The sequence below is a fragment of the Georgenia sp. 311 genome, from assembly GCF_006151955.1.
In the GTDB taxonomy this organism is placed as follows: Bacteria; Actinomycetota; Actinomycetes; order Actinomycetales; family Actinomycetaceae; genus Oceanitalea; species Oceanitalea wutianyii.
Genome location: NZ_VDFS01000062.1, coordinates 1,329 through 18,792 on the forward strand (window position 1 = coordinate 1,329; position 17,464 = coordinate 18,792).

Annotated in this window: 19 protein-coding genes and 1 other RNA gene; 10 read left to right on the top strand and 10 right to left on the bottom strand. The window is 75.3% G+C overall.

Annotated features, from left to right (window positions below):
* Positions 1 to 360 (bottom strand): hypothetical protein (locus tag FHE66_RS15645; RefSeq protein ID WP_218013733.1); only part of this gene is annotated, 360 nt, incomplete at its 3' end.
* A gap of 142 nt (positions 361 to 502) precedes the next feature.
* Between FHE66_RS15645 and FHE66_RS13410 the strand changes: the two genes are divergently transcribed.
* The gene (locus tag FHE66_RS13410; RefSeq protein WP_139073482.1) at positions 503 to 1,012 is read left to right on the top strand and encodes a hypothetical protein; all 510 of its coding nucleotides are present in this window, start codon (positions 503 to 505) and stop codon (positions 1,010 to 1,012) included.
* Here FHE66_RS13410 and FHE66_RS13415 read toward each other — a convergent pair.
* The gene (locus FHE66_RS13415) at positions 1,002 to 1,217 is read right to left on the bottom strand and encodes a helix-turn-helix domain-containing protein (protein WP_176554785.1); all 216 of its coding nucleotides are present in this window, start codon (positions 1,215 to 1,217) and stop codon (positions 1,002 to 1,004) included. The genes FHE66_RS13410 and FHE66_RS13415 overlap by 11 nt on opposite strands.
* Positions 1,218 to 1,352: 135 nt before the next feature.
* Between FHE66_RS13415 and FHE66_RS13420 the strand changes: the two genes are divergently transcribed.
* Genes FHE66_RS13420 through FHE66_RS13430 form a run of 3 tightly spaced genes read left to right on the top strand, consistent with a single transcriptional unit; the run spans position 1,353 to position 3,774 of the window.
* Positions 1,353 to 1,994, top strand: a complete 642-nt coding sequence (locus FHE66_RS13420) for an SAF domain-containing protein (protein ID WP_139073484.1) — start codon at positions 1,353 to 1,355, stop codon at positions 1,992 to 1,994.
* Positions 1,991 to 3,232 (top strand): hypothetical protein, encoded by a 1,242-nt coding sequence (locus FHE66_RS13425; protein ID WP_139073485.1) that lies wholly within the window; start codon positions 1,991 to 1,993, stop codon positions 3,230 to 3,232. The genes FHE66_RS13420 and FHE66_RS13425 overlap by 4 nt, the downstream gene beginning before the upstream one ends.
* 59 nt (positions 3,233 to 3,291) lie before the next feature.
* Positions 3,292 to 3,774, top strand: coding sequence for a hypothetical protein (locus FHE66_RS13430; protein WP_139073486.1), 483 nt, complete (start codon positions 3,292 to 3,294; stop codon positions 3,772 to 3,774).
* A gap of 7 nt (positions 3,775 to 3,781) precedes the next feature.
* Here FHE66_RS13430 and FHE66_RS13435 read toward each other — a convergent pair whose 3' ends face one another.
* The 7 genes from FHE66_RS13435 to FHE66_RS13465 form a co-directional block, all read right to left on the bottom strand.
* Positions 3,782 to 6,781, bottom strand: a complete 3,000-nt coding sequence (locus tag FHE66_RS13435) for an AAA family ATPase (protein ID WP_139073487.1) — start codon at positions 6,779 to 6,781, stop codon at positions 3,782 to 3,784.
* Complete coding sequence (locus tag FHE66_RS13440; RefSeq protein ID WP_139073488.1) at positions 6,781 to 8,007, bottom strand: exonuclease SbcCD subunit D C-terminal domain-containing protein; 1,227 nt, start codon at positions 8,005 to 8,007, stop codon at positions 6,781 to 6,783. Before FHE66_RS13440 ends, FHE66_RS13435 begins: the two co-directional genes overlap by 1 nt.
* A 93-nt stretch (positions 8,008 to 8,100) precedes the next feature.
* Complete coding sequence (locus FHE66_RS13445) at positions 8,101 to 8,835, bottom strand: alpha/beta fold hydrolase (protein WP_139073489.1); 735 nt, start codon at positions 8,833 to 8,835, stop codon at positions 8,101 to 8,103.
* An 81-nt stretch (positions 8,836 to 8,916) separates the two neighbouring features.
* On the bottom strand, positions 8,917 to 9,720 hold the full coding sequence (gene hisN / locus FHE66_RS13450; protein ID WP_139073490.1) for a histidinol-phosphatase: 804 nt from the start codon (positions 9,718 to 9,720) through the stop codon (positions 8,917 to 8,919).
* A gap of 59 nt (positions 9,721 to 9,779) precedes the next feature.
* Positions 9,780 to 10,823: a ribosome small subunit-dependent GTPase A gene (gene rsgA, locus FHE66_RS13455; protein ID WP_139073491.1), complete on the bottom strand. Its 1,044-nt coding sequence runs from the start codon at positions 10,821 to 10,823 to the stop codon at positions 9,780 to 9,782.
* Between the two features lie 10 nt (positions 10,824 to 10,833).
* Positions 10,834 to 12,171 carry a 3-phosphoshikimate 1-carboxyvinyltransferase gene (gene aroA / locus FHE66_RS13460; RefSeq protein ID WP_139073492.1) on the bottom strand — a complete coding sequence of 446 codons (1,338 nt, stop codon included), beginning with the start codon at positions 12,169 to 12,171 and terminating at the stop codon, positions 10,834 to 10,836.
* Positions 12,172 to 12,206: 35 nt separating this feature from the next.
* Positions 12,207 to 12,722, bottom strand: a complete 516-nt coding sequence (locus FHE66_RS13465) for a DoxX family protein (RefSeq protein WP_139073493.1) — start codon at positions 12,720 to 12,722, stop codon at positions 12,207 to 12,209.
* An 86-nt stretch (positions 12,723 to 12,808) separates the two neighbouring features.
* On the opposite strand from FHE66_RS13465, the gene FHE66_RS13470 reads away from it, so the two are divergent.
* The 3 genes from FHE66_RS13470 (at position 12,809) to FHE66_RS13480 (ending at position 15,136) form a co-directional block, all read left to right on the top strand.
* Positions 12,809 to 13,510, top strand: a complete 702-nt coding sequence (locus tag FHE66_RS13470) for a sigma-70 family RNA polymerase sigma factor (RefSeq protein WP_304364102.1) — start codon at positions 12,809 to 12,811, stop codon at positions 13,508 to 13,510.
* Entirely contained in the window at positions 13,507 to 13,785 is a 279-nt protein-coding gene (gene rsrA, locus FHE66_RS13475) for a mycothiol system anti-sigma-R factor (RefSeq protein ID WP_139073495.1), read from the top strand. Before FHE66_RS13470 ends, rsrA begins: the two co-directional genes overlap by 4 nt.
* Positions 13,786 to 14,158: 373 nt before the next feature.
* The gene (locus tag FHE66_RS13480; protein ID WP_139073496.1) at positions 14,159 to 15,136 is read left to right on the top strand and encodes a zinc-binding dehydrogenase; all 978 of its coding nucleotides are present in this window, start codon (positions 14,159 to 14,161) and stop codon (positions 15,134 to 15,136) included.
* A 14-nt stretch (positions 15,137 to 15,150) separates the two neighbouring features.
* On the opposite strand, the gene FHE66_RS13485 is transcribed toward FHE66_RS13480, so the two are convergent.
* Positions 15,151 to 15,720, bottom strand: coding sequence for a hypothetical protein (locus FHE66_RS13485; RefSeq protein ID WP_139073497.1), 570 nt, complete (start codon positions 15,718 to 15,720; stop codon positions 15,151 to 15,153).
* A gap of 189 nt (positions 15,721 to 15,909) precedes the next feature.
* Here FHE66_RS13485 and smpB point away from each other — a divergent pair, with 189 nt between their 5' ends.
* The 3 genes from smpB (at position 15,910) to ssrA (ending at position 17,399) form a co-directional block, all read left to right on the top strand.
* Positions 15,910 to 16,425, top strand: coding sequence for an SsrA-binding protein SmpB (gene smpB / locus FHE66_RS13490; protein ID WP_255303749.1), 516 nt, complete (start codon positions 15,910 to 15,912; stop codon positions 16,423 to 16,425).
* Between the two features lie 72 nt (positions 16,426 to 16,497).
* A complete protein-coding gene (locus FHE66_RS13495; RefSeq protein WP_139073499.1) occupies positions 16,498 to 16,923 on the top strand; it encodes a hypothetical protein in 426 nt (141 codons plus the stop codon).
* Between the two features lie 109 nt (positions 16,924 to 17,032).
* Positions 17,033 to 17,399: a transfer-messenger RNA gene (gene ssrA, locus FHE66_RS13500) on the top strand.
* The last annotated feature ends 65 nt before the right edge of the window (positions 17,400 to 17,464 follow it).

Genomic DNA, 17,464 nt, shown 5'->3' on the forward strand with positions numbered 1-17,464 from the left:
GTCCTGGGGCACGACGTCCTCGGGCGCGGCCGTCGCGGGCAGCGCGCCGAGGCCGATCCCGGCTCCGGCGACCACCGCGCACCGCACCGCGGGTGCCCCGTAACGCCGGACGGCGGCGGCGAGAACCGCGGCGAGCCGAGGCGCCCTCCGCGAGAGTCGCGCCGCGTCGGCCAGCGCCGCCGCGCTCGCGGAGAGGGCGTACCACGCCGCGACGAGCGTGCCGGTGGCTGCCGCCCCGAGTGCGACCGCCTCGTCCACCCCGCCGACGCCGCCGGCGAGCAGAGCGGCCGTGTGCTGGGCCAGCAGCGCCGCGCCGACGGCGCCGAGTGCCGCGACGAGCACGAGGCGGAGCAGTCCCATGTTGGCCCCTGATGAGTGCGGTTGATGTCGTTTGACAGCGTTTGATGTGCTGTGGCTCACATGTGTACGCCCAGCGGGAAAGGTTGTCCAGGGCGGGGCCGGAACCTGTGGACGCGACGGGCGGCGGCACTACCGTGGGGCGATGCGCTGGGAGTCCCTCTTCGACGACCTCGAGAGCCAGTTCGCCCACGCGGAGCGCAGGCTCCAGGACGACGAGGTGCTCGACCTCGCCGAGGCCGAGCTCGCGCAGGTCTCCCTCGCGGACCGCTTGCGTGCGTGCCTGGGCGGGCAGCTCACCGTCCGCCTGCGCGACGGCAGCGACGTCGCCGGCACGGTCGTGGATGCCGCCGTCCAGTGGCTGCTCCTGGCCGACGGCGGACGGCGCGTGCTCGTCCCCGCCTCGGCCGTGGCGGCGGTGCGCTCACTGGGTCACGCGGCTCCGGAGGCGCCCGTCGTCGAGCGGCGGCTGCGCCTCACCCATGTGCTGCGCGCGCTGGCGCGGGAGGAGGTGCCCGTCGTCGTCCGCACGACGGCGGGGGACTACGCGGGGCGGCTCGTCCGGGTGGCGGCGGACCACGTCGAGCTCGACGACGGCGTCGCCCTCGCGCTCGCCCACGTCCTCACGGTGCGCACGGCACCGGTCAGTCGCTGAGCTCCTGCCCGCCCGCCACCGCGGAGCGGGTCTTGGCGTACTGGCGCTGGATGTAGTCCTCGAGGACGACGGCCTCCACGCGCCACATGCCGCGGCCACCCACCTGGATGGCCGGCAGCTCGCCAGTGCGCACGAGCGTGCGCGCCTGCGCGACAGAGATGGACAGCTCCTCCGCGACGTCGGCGAGGGTGAGGAAGCGAGCCATGGGCACAGTGTCTCACCGTGCCCGTCGGCACCGCCGCAGCCTGTGGACGGTGTCCCGGGCCGGAATTCCTGTGGAGAACGCGCACGCGGGCCGAGCCGAGCGGGCACCATGGGCCCAAGCACGGGAGGGAGTGCGATGAGCGACGACGGCGTGCAGCGGCTGCGGAGGCCCACCTGGCGTGACCCGCGGCTCGGGGTGGGGGTCCTCCTCGTCGCCGCGTCGGTGACGCTCGGCAGCTGGGCGGTGGCCCGGGCGGACCGGACGACGGAGGTCCTCGTCGCCGTCGAGACCCTGGCCCCGGGGGACCTCCTGTCCGCCGCCGACCTGCGCCCCCACGCCGTGCGGCCCGACGGCCTGGGCGACACCTACCTCGCCGCCGGCGCCGACCTGCCCGCCGACGCCGTCGTCACCCGCGTCGTCGGGGCCGGGGAGCTCGTCCCGGCCTCGGCGGTGGGCAGCGCCGCCGACGTCGCGCTGCGCCCCGTCGTCGTGTCGATGCCAGGCCCGCCCCCGAGCGGCGTCGCCAAGGGCGCCGTCGTCGACCTGTGGCACACCGCCGTGGCCGCGACCGGGCTCGAGGCGCAGCCCGAGGAGCCCCGGCTGCTCGCCGAGCGGCTCGTCGTCTCCGACCTCCTCGAGGCCGACTCGCTGTTCGCCGCCGCGGGCGGATCGGCCGTGCAGGTCCTCGTCACGCAGGACGACCTGCCCGACGTGCTCGCGGCCGTCGCCGGGGACGGGGAGATCGTCGTCGTGCCGGTCCCGGGCGCGGGCCCGTGACCGCGGGGGTCCTGCTCGCGCTCACCGGACCGGAGGAGGCCGAGCTGGTCTCCCTCCTCGACGCCCCGGACACCGGGCTGCGGGTGGTGCGGCGGTGCGCCGACGTGCCGGAGGTGCTCGCCGCCGGACTCGCGGGCCTCGGCTCCCTCGCCGTCCTGTCCGCCGACCTCCCCGACCTCGACCGCCCGGTGCTCCGTCAGCTCGCCGCGGCCGGCGTGCGCACCGTCCTCGTCGCCGCCCCGCCGGACACGGCCCGGTGCCGCGCGCTCGGGGCGACGGCGGTGGTCGCGGCGGAGGACGGCGCGCAGGAGTGGGCGCGCGTCGTCGGCGACCTCGTCCACAGCGAGCCGGCGGCCGACCCGGTCGAGGAGGAGCCACCACCGCCCGCTCCGGCGACGACGGGTCGGCTCGTCGTCGTCTGGGGGCCGCGCGGCTCCCCGGGACGCACGAGCATCGCCGTCAACCTCGCCGCCGAGCTCGCCGCCCACGAGCCCACGCTCCTCGTGGACGCGGACACCGAGGCCCCGAGCGTCACGCAGGTCCTCGGGGTGCTCGACGAGACGGCGGGCATCGCCGCGGCGGCTCGGCTGGCCGGCGACGGTCGGCTCGACGCCGGGACGATGCGGGGCGTGACCCGCCGGCTGGGGGAGCGGTTGAGGCTCCTCACCGGCCTCACCCGGGCCGACCGCTGGCGCGAGCTGCCCGCGGCCTCCCTCGACGTCGTGTGGGAGCAGGCGCGGGAGACGGCGGCGTGGGTCGTCGTCGACGTCGGCGCCGGCATCGACGAACCGGTGGGCGGGCTCGGTGCACCGCGGCGGCACCAGGCGGCGCTGTCGGCGCTCGCGGCCGCGGACGTCGTCGTCGTGGTCGGTGCGGCCGAGCCGGTGGGGATGCACCGGCTCGTCACGGCGCTGCAGGAGCTCTCCGACGCCCAGGTCTGCGCGCCCCACGCGAGCCGGGTGGTCGTCGTCAACCGGGTGCGCGGCTCGGCCGCCGGCGCCAACCCGGAGCAGGCCGTCGTGGAGGCCCTCGCCCGCTTCGCCGGGGTGATGGACCCGCTGCTCGTGCCGGACGACCGGGCGGCCCTGGACCGGGCGGTCCTCCAGGGAGCCACGCTCGCCGAGGTCGCCCACGGCAGCCGGGCGCGGTCGGCGGTCCAGGAGCTCGCCGGGCGCCTCACCGGGGCCCCGGAGCGCGCCCGCCGCGGGCGACGGGTGCTGCGGCGCGCGGTCCGCTGAGCGGCGTCCCCCGGCGCGGGATGCCCGGATCTCCCGGCGTCGTGGGCAACAATGTCGCCATGCGGATCTACCTGCCGGCCACGAGTGCCGACCTCAGCCGCCCGGCCGGGGTCCCGCCGCGCTGGGGGCACGCCGTCACCACCGAGCTGCGCCGCGCGCTGCCCGAGGAGGACGACGAGGGCCTGGAGGCCGGAGCCCTGCTCGCCGCGGCCGACGAGAGCATCGCCCACCTGCGCGCCGCGTCCTCCGCGCTCCCGCGCCGGGTGGTCCTCGCGGCCGACGTCCCGGACGCCACCGTCGTCGTGCCCGAGCGTGCGCGCCCGTGGAGCGAAGGGGACGACCAGCTGCCCAGTGCCGTCGAGGTCCGGGCCACGGTCCCGTGGGACGCCGTCGTGAGCATCCACGTCGACGACGCCGACGCCGAGCCCGACGTCGCCGCTGCGCTCACCGACGACGAGGCGATCGACAAGGCCGCCGAGCACGACCTCCTGTGGCACGACATCGTCGAGCGCGAGGCGCTCGCGCGCGAGCTCAAGGGCTGAGCGCGGCTCAGGCCCGCACGGTGAGGGTCGAGGCGCCCGAGGGCAGACGCCGCACCTCGATGCGCTCGGCGATCCGGTCCTTGAGCTCGCTCACGTGGCTGACGATCCCCACGGCGCGGCCCCCGGCCTGCAGCCTGCTGAGCTCACCGAGCACCCCGTCCAGGGTGTGCGGGTCGAGCGAGCCGAAGCCCTCGTCGACGAACAGCGTGTCCAGCGAGATTCCGCCGGCCTCGCTGGTGACGACGTCCGCCAGCCCGAGCGCCAGGCACAGCGAGACGTAGAACGTCTCCCCGCCGGACAGGGTGTGCGGGTCGCGGGAGGCCTCGGTGACGTGATCGTGGACGGCCAGGCCGAGACCGGCCTTGCGTGAGCGGCCCTCGCGCTCGTCGATGCGGCGCAGCTCGTAGCGGCCGTCGGACATGACGGTGAGGCGGTCGTTGGCGGCGGCGACGACGTCCTCGAAGCGGCGGAGCAGGACGTAGGTCGAGAGCGTCGTGGCGCGCGCGTTGCCCTCCCCGGCGGCGGCGAGCTCGCCCATGCGCAGCACGGGGGCGGTGCGCTCGGTGAGCGTCCGGTGCGCGTCGAGGACGCCGGTGAGCGAGACCCGGCAGCGGCCCAGCCGGGCCACGGCGTCCCTCGCCCGCCCTGCCTCCTCGGTGGCGGCGATGAGCGCCGTGTGGCGCTCGGCGTGGGCGGCGGTGGCCGCCTCGAGGGCGGGCACCTCCGCGCCGGTGAGCGCGGCGACCTGCGGCTCGGTGAGGCCGTCCCGGACGCGGGCGGCGGCGGAGTCGTGCTCGGTGACCGCACGCTCCAGCTCGGCGGTCCGGGTGGTGCTGCGGTGGGCGAGGGTCGCCGCGGCGGCGTCGGGGAAGCCGGTCTCCTCCAGCGCCCGCTCGAGCGCTGCGACGGCGTCCTCGCGGCGCCGGCGGGCCTCGTGCTGGGCCTGACGGGCAGTGACGATCCGGCGGGCGGCGGAGAGGCGCTCGTCGAGCCGGTGGGCCCGGGCCGTGACGGTCGGGGCGTCCGCGGCGGCGCGGCGGCAGCGGGCGTGGTCGGCCTCGAGCGACGTGCGGAGACCGCGCAGGTGCTCCGTGGCCGCCGCGACGGCGGTCTCCTCCCGGGCGGCCTGCTCGCGCAGGCGCTCGGTCTCCTCGTCGAAGGCGGCGAGCTCGGCCCGGCGGAGCTCGGCGAGCCGGACGGCCTCACGGGCGTCGGCGAGGTCGGCCTGGGCGATGGTCAGCGCCTCCTCCGCGGCGGGCAGCGGCTGCCCACCGCAGGCGTCCTCGGCGGCGCGCAGCCGTGCCTGTGCGCGGGCGACCTCCTCCCGCGCCGCGGCGAGCGCGGCCTCTGCCCGCTGCCGCCCGGTGGCGGCGGCCTCGACGTCCTCCTCGGTGGCGTGCTCGGGGGAGCGGGGCGCGGGGGCGGGGTGCTCGGTCCCGCCGCACACGGCGCAGGGAGTGCCGGGGACGAGCTCGGCCGCCAGGCTGCCCGCCATGCCGGCGATCCAGCGACGGCGCGCGGCGTGCTCCACGTCGAGTGCCTCGCCGGCCGCCTTGGCGGCGACGGTGACCGCCGCCTGCGCCGAGGCGAGCTCACCGCGCCGTGCCTCGGCGTCGCGGGCGGCGTCCCGGACCGCCCTCCGGGTGGTGACGGCAGCCTCGGCCGCGGGCACGCTCAGGGCGGTGCGCTGGATGTGGTCGAGGGCGATCTCCAGGCGCCGGCGCTCCTCGGGCCGGGCGGTGAGGGCGGTACACCGCTCGGTGAGCGCGGTCCGCCGACGGTCGAGCTCGGTCTCCTCGCGGGTCAGCGCGGCCTCCCGGGCAGGAAGGCCCGCCTCGAGGTCGACGAGGTCGACCAGGCCGCCGCGCTCACCGGTGAGCTGGTCGAGCAAGGCACGCAGCCCGGTGAGCTCGAGCTCACCGAGGTCGGAGTCCGGCCCGGCGCTGACTGCGCCGCACACGTCCTCCACGGCTGCCCGGGCGCGCTCCACCGCCTCCTGCGCCTCGGCCTGGGCCCTGAGCGCGCCTGCGGCCACGGCGGCCCGGCGGGCGGCCGCGAGCTCCTCACGCTGCGCCGCGACCGCGGGCTCCCGCTCGGCGAGGGCGGCCTGCTCGGTCAGCAGCCGGGCCCGCCGCTCGACGAGCCGCTCGAGCTCGCGCTGGGCGTCCACGGCACGTCGGGCCTCCTCCTCGGCGACCCGCTCGGCCTCCTGACGGGCGGCGGCGCGGGCGAGCTCCTCCTCGGCGTGGGCGACGACCTGCGCCGCGGCCGACTCCAGGGCGGTGGAGTCGAGCTCCTCGGCAGCCCGGGTGAGCTGCTCGCCGGCGGGGTCGCCGTCGGGGAGCAGGTGGACGAGGCTCGCAGTGGCCGTGGTGACGTCCTGCTTGGCGGCCGCGACCTCGCGTCTCGCCTCGCGCGCCATGTCGACCAGCTGCTCCTGGACCCGCTGGTAGACCTCGGTGCCGAAGACGTCCTGGAGGACGGCGGCGCGCTCGTCCGGCTTGGCCCGCAGGAACGTGGAGAACCGGCCCTGGGGCAGGACGACGGTCTGGCTGAACTGGACCCGGTCGAGGCGCACGATGCGGCGGACCTCGGTGCCGACCTCCTGCGTGGTCGTGGCCACCGGCTCACCGGCGTCGTCGGTCACGGACTCCAGGCGCCACAGCCGGGCGGTCGCGTTCTGCCGGGTGGTGCCCTCCCCGCGACGCTTCGGGCGGGCGTAGGCCGGGGTGCGGCGGACCCGGAAGATGCCCTCGCCGGTGGAGAAGACGACCTCGACGACCGGCTCGGCGCCCGGGGCGTGGGCCGAGGGCAGGCGGTCGTCGCGGGCGGGGGAGCCGAGGGTGCCGTACAGGCCGAAGGTGATCGCGTCGATGAGGGTGGACTTGCCCGCCCCGGTGGGTCCCTCGAGAAGGAACAGCCCGCCGGCGGAGAGCTCGTCGAAGTCGACCTCGTGGCGCCCGGGGAACGGGCCGACTGCCTCCACGGTGAGGTGGTGGATGCGCATCAGGCGCTCCTCTCCGCGGCGAGCGCGGCCTCGTAGGCCTGCCGCAGCACCGCGCTCTCGGCCCCCGTCGGGGCGGCGCCGGTGACGTCCTGGACGAACTCGGCGGCGACCTCGAGGGGGTCGCGCGCGGCGGTCACCGCCCGCGCCGGGCCACCGGTCAACGGGGTGGTCGGCCGGTGCTGGACGACGAGCGCGTGCGGGAAGCGCGCCTTGACCCGGGCGTAGAGGTCCCGCGGGCGCACGGTGTCGGTGACCGCGACCCGCACCCAGTCCTCCGCCTGACCGTCGAAGGCGGGGGAGAGGAGCTGGTCCAGGGTGCCGGTGGCCTCCGAGAGCCGGCGCGGGCAGGGAGTGGGCACGAGCTCGACGTGCTCGACGCCGGTGGGCCCGAGGTCCAGGAGCACGCTGGACTTCGCGTGGTTCATCTCGGAGAAGGAGTAGGCGAGGGGGGACCCGGAGTAGCGGGCGAGCGGACCGGGCCGCTGGGGGTCGAGCCCCGGCCCGACACGCTGCGGCCCGTGGAGGTGACCGAGGGCGAGGTAGTCCGGGTTCTCCTCACCGCTGCGGGTGAGGACACCGAGCGGGACGCTGTCGACGCCGCCGACGCGGATGTCGCGCTCGGACTCCGAGGGCTGCCCGCCGACGACGAACGCGTGCGCCATGAGGACGGCGGGCGTGCGCTCGCCGCCGGCCCGGCGGGCGGTGAGGTCGGCCCGCACCCGCCGCATCGCGGCGGCGGCGACCGCCTCGTGCGACCGGGCGGGCACGAGCGGCACGCCGGCGTCGTCGGTCTCCGGGCCCGCGAGGCGGTGGCGGGTGGTGTCGGGGTCGAGGTAGGGCAGGGCGTAGACCAGCGCGCCGCTCTCACCGTCGGCGGCGGGCAGCGCGAGGGGGACGGCGAGGTCCTCCACCCGGGAGCGCACGGCGAGCCGGTCGCGGAACATCGCGGCGCCGAACCCCAGGCGGGTGGCGGAGTCGTGGTTGCCCGGGGTGAGGACGACGCGGGCCAGCCCGGTGAGGCGCAGCAGCGCGTCGTCGAGGAGGTCGACGACGCCGACGGGCGGGATGGCACGGTCGTAGACGTCACCGGCGACGAGCACGGCGTCGACCCTCTCCCGGCGCACGACCTCGACGAGGTGGTCGAGGAACGCAGCCTGGTGCGCCACGAGGTCGACCCCGTGGAGCGTGCGCCCGAGGTGCCAGTCGGACGTGTGCAGGATGCGCATGTCCCGACGGTAACCGCCGCCTCCGACATCGCCGTGGAGGCCGGGCGGGGACGGGCCGGGGTCAGCGGCGCGGGCCGCGCTCCGCCGAGGCGGTCAGGCCGGGCTCGCCCCGTGGCGGCGGGCGACGTCCCCGAGGACGACGGCGAGCTCGCGCGGGCGCGACCACATCGGCCAGTGGCTCGTCGGCAGGTCGACCCACTCGACGTTGCGCAGCTCGCGGATCCCGGCCAGCCAGCCAGCCTCCTCCTGCTCGGCGTAGGCACGGTACTGCTCGGCGGGGAAGCTCGTGCAGATGATCGTCGTCGGCACGTCCCGGCGGGAGTCGTCGCGCAGCTCGACGGCCTCGCGGACGACGCCGCCGGGCTGGGGCACGGCCCGCTCCTGGAACGTCGCGAGCTGTTCGGGGCTCAGGCCGTCGAGGTTCTCCTCGGCGGACAGCGAGGCCCAGTCCATCGGCAGCTCGCCCCCGGTGAAGCCCGGGTCCAGGGCACCGATCCCGGGCGCGGTGTCGACGTAGACCATGGCGGCGACCCGGCCGGCGAGGCGGTCGCTGGCGGCGTACCCGGAGAACCCGGTGCCGCTGTGGACGGCGAGCACCGGCGGGCTGTCGGAGGCCTCGACCGCGGCGCAGATCGCGGCGACGTGGTCCTCGGCGGTCACGTCCGCCCGGTCCTGCGCGTCGGGGGACAGGCCCGGCAGGGTGAGCGCCCGGACGTCGCAGCCCGCGGCGCGCAGCTCGGCGGCGACCTCGTCCCACGCCCACGCCCCGAGCCAGAACCCGGGGACGAGGATGACCGGCGCCGGGGCCGTTGACGTGCTCTGGGACATGGCGGTCTCCGCTCGTCGTCGTGCTCCGGAGCCTAGTGCGCCCGGTCCGGCCCGGCCAGGGCGGGCGGGTGCCCTCCGCGCTCAGTCCTGCTGCGCGGTGAGCATCTCCAGCACCTCGTCGTGGAGCAGCCCGTTGGTGGCCACGGCGTTGCCACCGAACGGCCCCGGTGCGCCGAACAGGCTGGTGAAGCGGCCCCCGGCCTCGGTGACGATCGGGACGAGCGCGGCCATGTCGTAGGTCTCGAGCTCGGGCTCGGCGGCGAGGTCGACCGCACCCTCGGCCACGAGCATGTAGGACCAGAAGTCGCCGTAGGCCCGGGTGCGCCAGCACCGCTGGGCCAGGCCCAGGAAGGCGCGCAGCCGACCTTCCTCCGCCCAGCCGTCGAGGGAGGAGTAGCTGAGCGAGGCGTCCTCGACTCGTGAGACGCTCGAGACGTGGAGGCGGCGCGCGGAGGACAGCGACCGTCCGGTCCACGCCCCGGAGCCGAGGGTGGCCCACCAGCGGCGGCCGAGCGCCGGGGCCGACACGAGACCGAGGACGACCTCGTCGTCCTCGACCAGGCCGATGAGCGTGGCCCACACCGGCACCCCGCGGACGAAGTTCTTCGTCCCGTCGATCGGGTCGATGATCCACTGTCGGGGCGAGTGCCCCGTGCTGCCGAACTCCTCCCCGAGCACGGAGTCGCGCGGCCGGGTGCGCCCGAGCTGGGAGCGGACGAGCGCCTCGGCACTGCGGTCGGCGTCGGAGACCGGCGTGAGGTCCGGCTTGGTCTCGACGACGAGGTCGAGGGCCTGGAACCGGCTCATCGTCTGGGCGTCGACCTGGTCGGCGACGACGTGGGCCAGGCGCAGGTCGTCGTCGTATCGGAGGCGGGACGTCGGCATGTGTCCACGCTAGCCGTGCGGCGGCGGCCGGGAAGTGAAGCGCGCCGGGAGGCGGGCGGTCAGGACTCGGGCGCGTCCGGGCTGGTGCGGGCGGTGAGCAGCCGCCGGAAGGACTCCAGGCGGGCGGCGCCCGCAGGCCCGGCGTCCCCGCGCTCCACCCACGCGTCGAGCTCGCAGTCCAGCGCGCCGGCCTCGTGGGGGCAGCCGCGCGGGCACTCGGCGGACACGGCCGCGAGGTCGGGGAAGGCCTGCAGGAGGTCGTCCGGACCGACGTGCGACAGTCCGAAGGAGCGCACGCCGGGGGTGTCGATGACCCACCCGCCGCCGGGCAGCTCGAGGGCCACCGCGTTGCTCGACGTGTGCCGCCCCCGTCCCGTCACGAGGTTGACCTCGCCGGTGGCGCGGCCCGCGCCGGGCACGAGCGCGTTGATGAGGGTGGACTTGCCGACCCCGGAGTGCCCGACGAGCACCGACTCGTGGCCGGTGACGACGTCACGCACCTCCTCCAGGCCGCGGACCTCGCCGTCGACGACGGAGGTGATGACCGCGGTGACCTCGAGGGCGGCGTACTGCGCGAGGAAGGGCGCCGGGTCGGCGAGGTCGGCCTTGGTGAGGACGAGGACCGGCTCCATCCCGGCGTCGTAGGCCGCGACGAGGCAGCGGTCGACCATCCGCGGACGCGGCGGCGGGTCGGCGAGCGCGGTGACGATGAGCAGCCGGTCGGCGTTGGCGACGATGACGCGCTCGACCCCGGCGGCCTCGCTGTCCTCGGCGGACCGGCGCAGGGCGGTGCTCCGCTCCTCGACGCGCACGATGCGGGCGAGGCTGCCCGGCCGCCCGCTCGTGTCACCGACGATGCCCACCCGGTCACCGACGACGACGGCGTTGCGGGCGCCGCGCCCGAGCTCGCGGGCCTTCATCGCCACGAGGCGGGTGCCGTCGTCGGCGAGGAGGGTGTAACGGCCGCGGTCCACCCCGAGGACGCGCGCGGTCGTCGCGTCGTCGTGCTGGGGACGTACCTTGGTGCGCGGGCGCGAGCCCCGCTTGGACGGGCGGACGCGGACGCGCTCGTCGTCCGTGCCGATGTCCCGCGACCGGCTCATCGTCCTCGCCTCAGCCCCGTCCGCCCGTCGCGACCATGTCGGTCCACATGCGGGTGAAGTCGGGCAGTGTCTTGGCGGTCGTCGCGACGTCGACGACCTCGACGCCGGGCACGCGCAGGCCGACGACGGCGGCGAAGGTCGCCATCCGGTGGTCGTGGTAGGTCTCCAGGCGCGCCGGGCGCAGCGGCCCGGGCTCGATCTCCAGACCGTCCTCGGTCTCGCGGGCGTGCGCGCCGAGCCGGTTGATCTCGGTCGTGAGGGCGGCGAGCCGGTCGGTCTCGTGGCCGCGCAGGTGAGCGATGCCGCGCAGGCGGCTCGGCCCGTCGGCGAGCGTGCACAGCGCCGCGATGGTGGGGGTGAGCTCACCGGCGTCGTGGAGGTCGACGTCGATCGGGTCGATGGCGCCGGTGCCGGCGACGGTGAGCCCGGCCGGGCCGAGCTCGACGGAGGCGCCCATGCGCACGAGGAGGTCGCGCAGCCGGTCGCCGGCCTGGGAGGTGTGCGTCGGCCAGCTCGGCACGCGCACGCGGCCACCCGCGACGAGCGCGGCGGCGAGGAACGGTCCGGCGTTGGACAGGTCGGGCTCGACGGGGACGATCCCGCCGGCCACCGGGCCGGGGTGGACCACCCAGCGGGCCGGCTCGCCGTCCTCGCCGACGGTGACGTCGACGACGACCCCGCGCTCGCGCAGCACCTCGACGGTCATCGCGGCGTGGGGCTGGCTCGGCATCGGACCGGTGCGGCGCAGGTCCAGGCCCTGCTCGAGGGCGGGGGCGACGAGCAGCAGGCCGGAGACGAACTGGCTCGAGGCGCTCGCGTCCACCTCGACGACGCCACCGGGCAGGCCGCCGGTGCCGTGGACGGTGAAGGGCAGCGCGGCGCGACCGTCATCGTCCACCTGGGCGCCGAGGTCGCGCAGTGCCTCGATGAGCGCGCCCATCGGGCGCACGCGGGCCTGCGGGTCGCCGTCGAAGGTCACCGTGCCGTCGGCCAGCGCCGCCAGCGGCGGCACGAAGCGCATGACGGTGCCGGCGAGGCCGCAGTGGACCTCGGCGGGGCCGCGCAGGGGCGCGGGGTCGATGAGGAGGTCGGGCCCGTCGACGGCGGGACGGCCGTCGGAGTCCACGTTCTCGATACGGACACCGAGGGCGCGCAGCGCCTCGACCATGAGCGCGGAGTCGCGCGAGTGGAGGGGGCGGCGCAGCTGCGTGGGCTCGGCGGCGAGCGCGGCGAGCGGCAGGTACCGGTTGGTGAGCGACTTCGATCCGGGGACCGGCACGACGGCGTCGAGCGGCCCGGCGGCGACGGGCGCCGGCCAGGCGAGGTCGGGCGTGGTCTGGGTGGGCATGCTCCCGAGGGTAGCGGGCCGCCCTGGGACGCCGGTCAGCTCAGCTTCGCCTTGAGGTCCGCCTTGCTCTCCTTGGCCGCGGCCTTGACCTCGCGCAGGGCTGCCTTGTGCTCACGGCTGTTCGTCGCCCGCCAGGCGAGGGAGGGACGGCCGTCGCGGTCGAGCCCGGCGATGAGCAGGCCGCCGACGAGGCTCGCGCCGGTGAGCAGCCCTCGGCGCATCTCCTTCTTGCGCTCGCGGCCGCCGCCGGTCCACACCGGGTTGTTGACGAGCGTCACCGGGACGGTCATCGCGGCGAGGGTGAGCGCGGCCGTGCGTGGCTTGCGGTTGGTCGCGAGCATGAGCCCCGCGACCGCCGTGACGGCGCCGCTCGCGCGCACGAGCATGCGGGTGTCGGAGGCGATGGCGGGCGGCACGCCCACCTTCTCCAGGGCGGGCTCGACCTTCCGGAACTTCTCCACGTGGGAGTCCGGGTGGAGCAGGGCGTCGACACCGGTGGCGACGAACGAGGATGCGAGCAGCGGGCGGGCAAGGCGGCGGGAGATGCTCATGGACCATTGCTACCGCAAACCGGTGCTCCGGGCGAGTGGTGCGCCACGTCCGGAATGGCGGGAGGGGTTCGCGGGTTACACCTTCCGTGACCTGTTCGACGCTCGGCCACGAGACCGACCTCCGCCCGACCTCCGGCGCGCGCCCGCGTGAGGGCGGACTAGGCTCGAGGGTGATGACCGAGGACCGTGAGCTGGACCGCGCACCCGCGAGCGAGAGCGACGCCGAGCGTGCCGCGCGTTTCGAGGTCGAGGCGCTGCCCTACCTCGACCAGCTCTACGCGGCCGCGATGCGGATGACCCGCAACCCCGCGGACGCCGAGGATCTCGTGCAGGAGGCGTTCACGAAGGCGTTCGCCTCCTTCCACCAGTACAAGCCGGGCACGAACCTCAAGGCCTGGCTGTACCGGATCCTCACCAACACCTTCATCAACTCCTACCGCAAGAAGCAGCGCGAGCCGAAGAAGTCCGACGCGGAGAGCGTCGAGGACTGGCAGATCCACCGCGCCGCTTCCCACACCTCCACGGGCCTGCGCTCCGCAGAGATGGAGGCGATGGACCGGCTCCCCGACTCCGAGATCCGCGACGCGCTCATGGAGCTGCCCGAGGACTTCCGGATCGCGGTCTACCTCGCCGACGTCGAAGGCTTCGCCTACAAGGAGATCGCCGAGATCATGTCGACCCCGATCGGCACGGTGATGTCACGCCTGCACCGCGGACGGCGTCAGCTTCGTGAGCGGCTCGCCGACCACGCCCGGGACCTGGGAATGAAGATCGAGGCGACACCGTGACCGACACGACGCATCCAGACCCCATCGAGGGCTGCCGCTGCGAGGAGATGCTCGAGCACCTCTTCGAGTACGTCGACTCCGAGATGACCGTGGAGGACAGCGCGCGCCTGCACCGCCACGTCGAGGAGTGCGCCACCTGCCAGGAGGCGACCGACGCCGAGACGAGGGTCCGGCTGCTGCTGCGCCGCTCGTGCCAGGAGGTCGCGCCCTCGACGCTGCGCCTGCGGGTCATCACCCAGATCGGCGTCCTGCGCGGCGGCGGCACCATCCGCTGACGTCCGGGACCGGCCGGGCCGCTGCGGCCGGCGGGTCCTCCGCGGCGCCCAGGCCGATCGGTCGACGGGTGCCCTCGGGCCGGGGCGCGAAGGGCACCTCGTGCCCGACGGGCGGCGCCGGTGCCGGCGCCGACGGGCTGAGGACAAGCGAAAGGGCCGGCCAGCTGGCCGACCCTCGTGCTCAGGCGTTGGGGCGCTTGCCGTGGTTGGCCCCGCCCTTGGCGCGTGCCTTGCGCTTGCGTCCGCGCTTGCTCATGGTTACTCCCGGGTGCGTCGGTCCACCCCGTTCGGGTGGGATAACAGTGTCCTATCGTCGCACATCCGCCGAGGCAGCCGCCAAGTGCCCCCGCGGCCCACGTGGCAGGGTAGGGCCATGCTCGCCGCCTACGCCGCCCGTCAGGACGCCGACCACCCGCTCGAGGGGCTCGTCGTCGGGGAGATCACGGACCCCGGTCCGCCCGAGCCCGGGTGGGTGCCGGTCCGCGTGAGGGCCGCCGCGCTCAACCACCACGACCTGTGGTCCCTGCGCGGGGTGGGCCTGCCGGCCGACCGGCTGCCCATGGTGCTCGGCTGCGACGCCGCCGGGGTCGACGACCAGGGCCGCGACGTCGTCGTCCACGCCGTCGTCGCGAGCCCGGGCTGGCGCGGCGACGAGACGCTGGACCCAGCGCGCACGCTCCTGTCGGAGAAGTACCCCGGGACGCTCGCGGAGACGGTCTGGGTGCCGCCGGGCAACGTCGTGCCCAAGCCGCCCGAGCTCACCTGGGCCGAGGCCGCGTGCCTGCCCACCGCCTACCTGACGGCCTACCGGCTGCTGTTCCACGCCGCGGACCTGCGGCCCGGCCGGCGGGTGCTGGTCCAGGGCGCGGGCGGGGGCGTCTCGACGGCGGCCGTCGTGCTCGGCCGGGCCGCCGGCCTCGAGGTGTGGGTGTGCGGGCGCGACGAGGCGCGCAACCAGCGTGCCCTCGAGCTCGGTGCGCACGCCGTCTTCCCCAGCGGGGCGCGACTGCCCGCCCAGGTCGACGCCGTCCTGGAGACGGTGGGGGAGGCAACGTGGGCCCACTCCCTGCGCGCCGTGCGCCCCGGAGGGACGATCGCCGTCGCCGGTGCCACGAGCGGGGCGATGCCGCCCGCCGACCTGGGGCGGGTGTTCTTCCGCAGCGTCCAGGTCGCCGGCTCGACGATGGGCACGGTTGAGGAGCTGAGCCGGCTGGTCGCCTTCCTCGTCGCGAGCGGCGCCCGGCCGCTCGTCGACGAGGTCCTCCCTTTCGCCGACGCCGCGCGCGCCTTCCGGCGCCTCCTCGACGGCGACGTCTTCGGCAAGCTGGTCCTCGAGCTGCCCGAGGCCTGAGGCGCTCGCGTCGGTCAGTGCTCCGACGCGCGGCGCAGCAGGCCCAGGCCGAGCGTCGCCACGCCCTGGAAGAAGAACGTCTGCGCGCCGAGCTGCGTCCGGGTGAGGCAGCGGGTGCCCCAGGTGAGCAGGTGCTCGTCGAGCAGCTCGTGGCGCCACCGCAGGGTCACGTGGCTCACCGGTCCGGTGAGGAGCGCAGCGAGGGCGTGCAGGGCGTCGGACAGGTCGACGCCCGTGGCGGCGGGCAGCAGCACCTCGGCCCGCACGATCTCGAAGCGCAGCCGGGCGAGGGCCGGGGCGGCGGCGTCGGGCGCGTGGGTGGGCGCGACCGCGCACCGCTGCGGCACGCCGACGAACAGGCGCGTGTGGTCGCGGCCGATCCGGTCGACGCACTCGGCCGACAGCCGGGACTCCTCGAGCAGCGCGACGCCGCGCAGGGACTCGGCGTCGGCCATCGGCCACGCCGTGTCGTGCAGCCGCTCGACGGCGACGACCGTCGGTGGCGTGGCCACGACGCACGCGATCGCCCCGGCCGCCTCGGCGACGGCGTGCGAGGTAGGACCGCAGAGCACCTGATGACTCATGACCCCTCCTCGTCATTCCCCCAGGTGCCATCCTCACGCGACGCGTCGGGCGTCGCATGGGTCGAACGGCCCGACATTTCGGTGGACCCCGACGCCGTCCGAGCAGGAAATGGGCAACGCTTGCCGGGGTGCGCTGGTCTAGGCTGGAACGCTGCCCCGTCCGTCCGCGTGCACGACCAAGGAGTCCCGGTGTCACCGACCAAGCAACGCAAGCCCACCGCTGCCGAGAAGGCGAAGGCGGAGGCCGACAAGCGCAGCGTGGTCGCCCGGAACAAGAAGGCCAGCCACGACTACCACATCGACGAGACGATCGAGGCGGGCCTGGCCCTCACGGGGACCGAGGTGAAGTCCCTGCGCATGGGACGCGCCTCGCTCGTCGACGGCTGGGTGGAGATCGACCGCGGCGAGGCGTGGCTGCAGGGTGTGCACATCCCCGAGTACAGCCAGGGGACGTGGACGAACCACGCCGTGCGCCGCAAGCGCAAGCTCCTGCTCCACCGGGACGAGATCGACAAGCTCGCCAGCAAGAGCCGGGAGAAGGGGCACACGGTCGTCCCGCTCGAGCTCTACTTCATCCGCGGCCGGGCCAAGGTCCTCATCGCCCTCGCCCGCGGCAAGAAGGAGTACGACAAGCGCCACGCGCTGCGCGAGAAGCAGGACGTCCGCGAGGCGCAGCGCGCGATGAGCCTGCGCGTCAACCGCTGACGACGGCGTTCGCGAGGACAGCGCCCGCACGGCGGGCTACGTTGAGGTCCTCTCCGACTCCGGGAGGGGACCATGGGTCTTCCGATGAAGCTGCGGCACATGCCGCCCAGGCTCGCCGCCGGCGCGTTCATCCTCAGCTCCGGCCTGGACAAGCGCGGCCTGGACGAGGAGCAGGCCGCGGGCCTGCAGGAGATGGGCGCCCGAGCCTTCCCCCTGCTCAAGGACATGTCGGCCAAGGACTTCGGCAAGCTGCTGTCCACCGCCGAGATCTCCCTCGGGGTCGCGCTGCTCAGCCCGTTCGTGCCGTCACTGGCCGCCGGGCTGGGGCTGACCGCGTTCTCCTCCGGCCTGGTCCGGATGTACCTCAGGACGCCAGGCGCGACCCGGGAGGACGGCATCCGCCCGACCCCTGACGGCATCGCCATGTCGAAGGACATCTGGCTCGTCGGGATCGGCCTGGGGCTCGTCCTCGACAGCCTCGGCCGCCGCAAGCGCTGACCTTCGCGGCGCACGTCGCATGGCGGCGCCGGGAATAGAGGGGGACCCTCACCCGGTTGGACGCGTATGATGGGACGCGCCGGCTCGCCGGTGCTTGTCAACTGAACATGGGGATGATCGGTTTCGACGATGGACGTCGTGCCAGAGGAAGCGGGTCGAGGATGCAGAGTTATCTCGTTAACGCCCTCTGCAAACCAATAGGTGCCGATTCCAAGCGCACCGACTTCGCCCTCGCCGCCTGAGCGAGTCTCGAAGTCCGTCAGCCCGGGCTAGCTCTCGGCCCGGTTCCTGGCGTCAGCTAGAGAGCCACTGCTCGTAGCCCTCGTCATCGGGGCTACGGGGACTTCCAGATGACTGGGCCCGTCAGCGACATGTCTGCGTGATCGCTGGGGCCGAGAAAATCGCAGCAGACTGCACCCGGAGAAGCTCTGGTTCCACGCCATCGGACGCGGGTTCGATTCCCGCCATCTCCACCATCAGCCCGAAGGCCGCCTCCTGATCCAGGAGGCGGCCTTCGGTGTGCCCGGGGTCAGTGACCCGG